Raw genomic sequence first — 5,004 nt, 5'->3', positions numbered from 1 at the left:
TATGTATTTGAGATTAAATCAATTTTTCCCTTATTCCTTATTCCTTATTCCTTCTTACTTTCAGACTAGACTTGATCAAGATTTTTCTTAACATAAATTTCGCTCTAAACAGAGAAGTTATGTATTTGCTATTAAATCAATTTTTGCCTTATTCCTTATTCCTTCTTTCTTCTTACTTATTCTCAGAAGATAACATAAATTAAACCTAGAATAAATCCTCAAATCTATCAACCAATAATTAAATGCTAAGAGAATTTATTGTATACGCTTGTCCAGTAGGTAAACTTAATAATCAACTAGAGGAATATTTCACTACTACTTGTAGAGAATGTGGTGAAAATGCTGCTCATCAATATATGCCTCACTGTACCTTGACAGGTTTTTTTCAGGATGAATTAACTGCCGTTCCAATTTATATTCAAGCTTTAGACAATGCTTTAAAAAATTATTTACCAACCCGCACAAGTCAACCCATTATTGTTGTGGATATAGAGTTAAAAGCAGATTTTCATTATCTCAAAATAGAATCAATTTGGATAGAAAAACTTATTGCTAACTTTGCTAATATTGCTAACTCACCAACTCGTACTAATCAGTTACGCCTCAAAAATAATTTACATCTCAGTTTAGCCTACAAATTCCCATTAGAACAACAACAAATTCTCGCCAAAATAGCAAAAAAAATTATCAATCCTCAAGCAGAAGTATCATGGGAATTAAGATTCTATGAACGCCATCCCAATAACTCTTGGACTTGTCATCAATCTTGGAAACTTTAACCTATTTTGTAGTCAGCATTCAACTCTCAGCTCTCAGCTACAGAAGTGCAAGTATTGATAGTATTAAGGGACAATTGAAAGTATGGATCAGAAGCTAAATTACAGTTATTGCCATTATACCTGAGAGCTGCGAGTTAATAAGTTCCTATGCAAAATTAATTACACATCCTATTGACTTCCTGTTCCCTGTTCCCTGTTCCCTATCTCAACTAGGAAATTTATTTTCCACGACTATTTAGGTGAATGCTTACACTTTCATGTACCTATAATCCAATCATAATTGGAGAGCTTTTCACAAAGGTAGACTAAAAAAATTCTCCTCCCTGCCTTCTGGCTTTTACCTTTAAGCAAAAATCCCTGTATTCTATATTAATGAAAACTGCTATAGTGATTATTTTAACTGAATAAAAATTATAATTCTATATGTAAAATCTGTAGAGTTAACAATTAATCTACAGTTAACCCCTGAAAAACTTACAACAACTTTTTTTGCCATCTCTTGGTATCATTCCCTGGTTATAAGTTGAGGAATTTCTGAGCAATTTATTCTCCTTGTATCTGGAAAATTTTCCAATGGTTAAGTATAGCGAAAGTCCTATGATTGATTAATTGGGTATTTCGATAATAAATGTACTTCCTTTCCCTATCTCAGAATTACATAATAATTTCCCATTATGTTTGCCTTCGATAATTTGCCGACAAATAGATAAACCTAAACCCGTACCTTTTCCAACTGGTTTAGTTGTAAATAAGTAATCAAATGCTTGTTGCAAAGTTTCTTGAGACATTCCAATTCCATTATCAAAATTGCTGATAATTATATTATTCTCATTCACTTCTGTCGTAATTTTAATTAAATTGTTTTTTTGAGCAATCTTTAACTGACTAATAATTAGGTAATAATTTATTTTATCTGTGTTAATTACTTGATAACTGAAGTGTCACTCAAGTATAGCATTAATGCATGGGAATTGGTATAATAGAAGAGAAAAAATTCCTTTTAGGCAATCCTCTTCTTTATAAGAATTATAAGAAGAGGTAATTATTAATTATTAATTATTAATTTTTGAATGCTTCCATCAAAATAAATTCTGCTACTTTTAAATCCACAGGAGTTGTCACCTTTAAATTAGTCTCCTCTCCCTCAACAATTTTTACAGGTAAACCACATTTTTCAAACAAAGCAGCATCATCGGTAACTTCCCAACCTAACTGACGCCCCTTCTCGTGGCATTCCTTCAACAAATTTACCTCAAACCCCTGGGGTGTCTGAGCAGCCCACAAATTGCGACGGTCTGGTGTATCCTGAATTAAACCAGATGGATCGACCACCTTAATTGTGTCCTTAACTCTCACAGCAGCAATTAAACCAGGACACTTAAAAATCTCCTCCGCACATCTGTCCAAAAGTTCAGGAGTCGCCAAACACCTCGCACCATCGTGAATTAATACTTGTTCCGCTGCCGATGGCAAAGCCTGTAAACCATTATAAACCGACTCCTGACGAGTTTCCCCTCCCTCAATTAACTTTATATGCTTGTCAGTAGACAAATCCGAAATACTTTTTTGAAAATCTGGAAAATCAACAGGTTGTCCAATAATACCAATCCAAATAATATGATGAGATTTGACAGCAGCTTCAAGAGTCCAACTCAATAAAGACTTACCCAACAGAGTCAACAAAAGCTTATTTCGGGAACTTCCCATCCGTCGCCCCATACCAGCAGCAGGAATTAATAAATACATTTTGTGTTAAAGCTTGCCTATAAATAATTAAATCTAGCTATATACTCTACGTGAACTACCAACACTAATCGCAAGGGATATAGTCTTGGCTTCCCTACTCACCAGGAATAGCGTCTGACAAAACCGATGTTTTGCCAACCCGACTCACATTCCCTCCAAGGGCAGTATCGCTGGTTCCCAACGACAGTATCCGCAAGCCTTCATCTCTAATATTTATTGCTGCATTAATATCACGGTCATGGGTTGTCTGACAATATTCGCACTTCCAACTTCTGATATCAAGTGGCAAGCTACCTACTTGGTTCAAGCAAACATGACAGGTTTTTGATGAGGGAAAAAATCTATCTATTTCTAAGTAGGTTTTCCCTTCTCGTTCTACCTTGTAATTAAGCATAGTTCCAAACATTCCCCATCCACAATCCATTATTGCTTTAGCTAAATTGTGGTTTTTGACCATGTTCTTTACTGCCAGATTTTCTACCACAATAACTTGGTTTTCGTTGACTATCTTGCGGGATAGCTTGTGCAGAAAATCCTCACGGCATCGAGATATTTTACTATGGACTTTTGCTACTTTTTTCCTAGCTTTATTTCTATTGTTACTGCCTTTTACTTTCCGAAGCAGCTTTTTCTGTTTCCATTTTAAGTTGCGTTCATGCTTCTTGGTATGACGAGGATTATCGTACTTAGAACCTTCGCTTGTTACTGCAAAATGAGTCAATCCAAGGTCAATACCAATAGCTTTATCTCTTGCTGATTGCTTGGGTTTTTCCTTGCCATCGTCAACTAAAACAGAAACATAATATTGACTATCTAGTTTTTTAGAAACTGTGACAGTTTTAATTTTTCCCTCAAATTCTCTATGGCAAACCCAATAAACTAATCCTATCTTGGGCAGTTTGAGATAATCACCTTCAAACCTTACATTTTGAGGATAGCTAATAGATTGTTTATGATGTTTTAATTTGAATCGTGGATATTGAGCCAGCTTTTCAAAGAAATTTTTGTAAGCAGTTGAAAGATTTAACGCGACAACTTGTAAGCACTGAGAATACACATCTGTTTTTAGCCAAGGATATTCTTTTTTTAGACCAGGTAACATTCCTTGGATTTTACTTCTTGATAAACCTTTCCCAGTTTTCTGATATGTTTCTTGGCACAGGTTTAATGAATAATTCCAAAAGAATCTACAACAGCCGAAGCTTTTTGCCAAAGCTGCTTGTTGCTCAGTATTTGGATAAATTCTGTACTTGTAAGCCTTAAACATTTATCGCTTTTCAACTACTATGATAAAACTGTAACATTAAAATGTAAATTTTGTCGGGTTGGACTAAGCAAAATTTAGTTGAGGGGCCTATGTATCCAGACACCAAATCATAGATTATGGTGTTGGACTTATAGCCCCTTAAACTCCCCCTTGTTAAAATTCAACTGATAATTAACTTTAATCCTTCTCCCCCCTTGTTAAAATTCAACTGATAATTAACTTTAATTCCTTAAACATGAGAATACTTGCCCTTGTCCCTGGTGGAATAGGCGACCAAATTTTATTCTTTCCTACTCNTATCCAGACACCAAATCATAGATTATGGTGTTGGACTTATAGCCCCTTAAACTCCCCCTTGTTAAAATTCAACTGATAATTAACTTTAATCCTTCTCCCCCCTTGTTAAAATTCAACTGATAATTAACTTTAATTCCTTAAACATGAGAATACTTGCCCTTGTCCCTGGTGGAATAGGCGACCAAATTTTATTCTTTCCTACTCTGGATGACCTTAAACAATCCTATCCAGAATCTCAGATTGACGTAATTGTAGAACCTCGCTCTAAGGGTGCATACCGAGTTTGCAAGTCCGTCCGGGATGTCCTAACCTACGACTTTAAAGATGCCAATAGTCTTGCCGACTGGGGAAATTTGTTGGGTATTATGCGCGATCGCGAATACGAGGCCGTAATTTCCCTGGGACAACGTTGGACAGTTGGCCTATTGTTATGGTTAACAGGAATTCCTAAACGGGTGGGTTATGCAGGTAATGGAGCAATATTTCTCTCCGACCCTATACCCCTAAAAACTGAACAATATGCTGCTCAGATGTACCATGACTTGTTACAGGGGATGGACATTACCACCCCTTTCAAGGGAATATCAATTAATGTCCCCAAAACAGATATTGATGAGGCCGAAGCTGAACAGCAAAGATTAGAAGTTGCAGAAAGTGGCTATATTCTGATTCATGGTGGTTCTAGTCAGCTAGCTCAGATTAAAGGTATCGATAAAATTTATCCTACTAATTACTGGCAGGAGATTATTTCAGAACTGCAACAGAAACAACCTAACTTACCAGTAGTAATAGTAAAAGGCCCTGAAGATGCACCATGGGTCAATCAAATTAAAGAATCTTCTCCAGATATAAAAGTAGTTACTCCTAGAGATGTAGGTAAATTAGCTGCTATGATTGCTGGAGCTAATTTAATGA

The 5,004-nt window shown here is 35.7% G+C and carries 5 protein-coding genes; 2 read left to right on the top strand and 3 right to left on the bottom strand.

Annotated elements, in window-relative coordinates; all coding sequences use genetic code 11:
- Nucleotides 1–242 precede the first annotated feature (242 nt).
- Nucleotides 243–779: a hypothetical protein gene (locus AFK68_RS10865; RefSeq protein WP_094672716.1), complete on the top strand. Its 537-nt coding sequence runs from the start codon at nucleotides 243–245 to the stop codon at nucleotides 777–779.
- 605 nt (nucleotides 780–1,384) lie between these two features.
- Here AFK68_RS10865 and AFK68_RS10860 read toward each other — a convergent pair.
- The 3 genes from AFK68_RS10860 to AFK68_RS10850 all read right to left on the bottom strand — a co-directional run bounded on the left by AFK68_RS10860 (nucleotide 1,385) and on the right by AFK68_RS10850 (nucleotide 3,792).
- Nucleotides 1,385–1,654, bottom strand: a complete 270-nt coding sequence (locus AFK68_RS10860) for a sensor histidine kinase (protein ID WP_256386537.1) — start codon at nucleotides 1,652–1,654, stop codon at nucleotides 1,385–1,387.
- A 184-nt stretch (nucleotides 1,655–1,838) separates the two neighbouring features.
- Nucleotides 1,839–2,525: a 2-C-methyl-D-erythritol 4-phosphate cytidylyltransferase gene (ispD, locus tag AFK68_RS10855; RefSeq protein WP_094672714.1), complete on the bottom strand. Its 687-nt coding sequence runs from the start codon at nucleotides 2,523–2,525 to the stop codon at nucleotides 1,839–1,841.
- 94 nt (nucleotides 2,526–2,619) lie between these two features.
- The gene (locus AFK68_RS10850; protein WP_094672713.1) at nucleotides 2,620–3,792 is read right to left on the bottom strand and encodes an RNA-guided endonuclease TnpB family protein; all 1,173 of its coding nucleotides are present in this window, start codon (nucleotides 3,790–3,792) and stop codon (nucleotides 2,620–2,622) included.
- A gap of 440 nt (nucleotides 3,793–4,232) precedes the next feature.
- Between AFK68_RS10850 and AFK68_RS10845 the strand changes: the two genes are divergently transcribed.
- Nucleotides 4,233–5,004 (top strand): glycosyltransferase family 9 protein (locus AFK68_RS10845; RefSeq protein WP_094672712.1); only part of this gene is annotated, 772 nt, incomplete at its 3' end.

The sequence above is a fragment of the Hydrocoleum sp. CS-953 genome (genome assembly GCF_002260545.1).
Taxonomy (GTDB): domain Bacteria; phylum Cyanobacteriota; class Cyanobacteriia; order Cyanobacteriales; family Microcoleaceae; genus Trichodesmium.
Note: the sequence above shows the minus strand (reverse complement) of the source record. Positions and strands in the feature narration are given on the sequence as shown.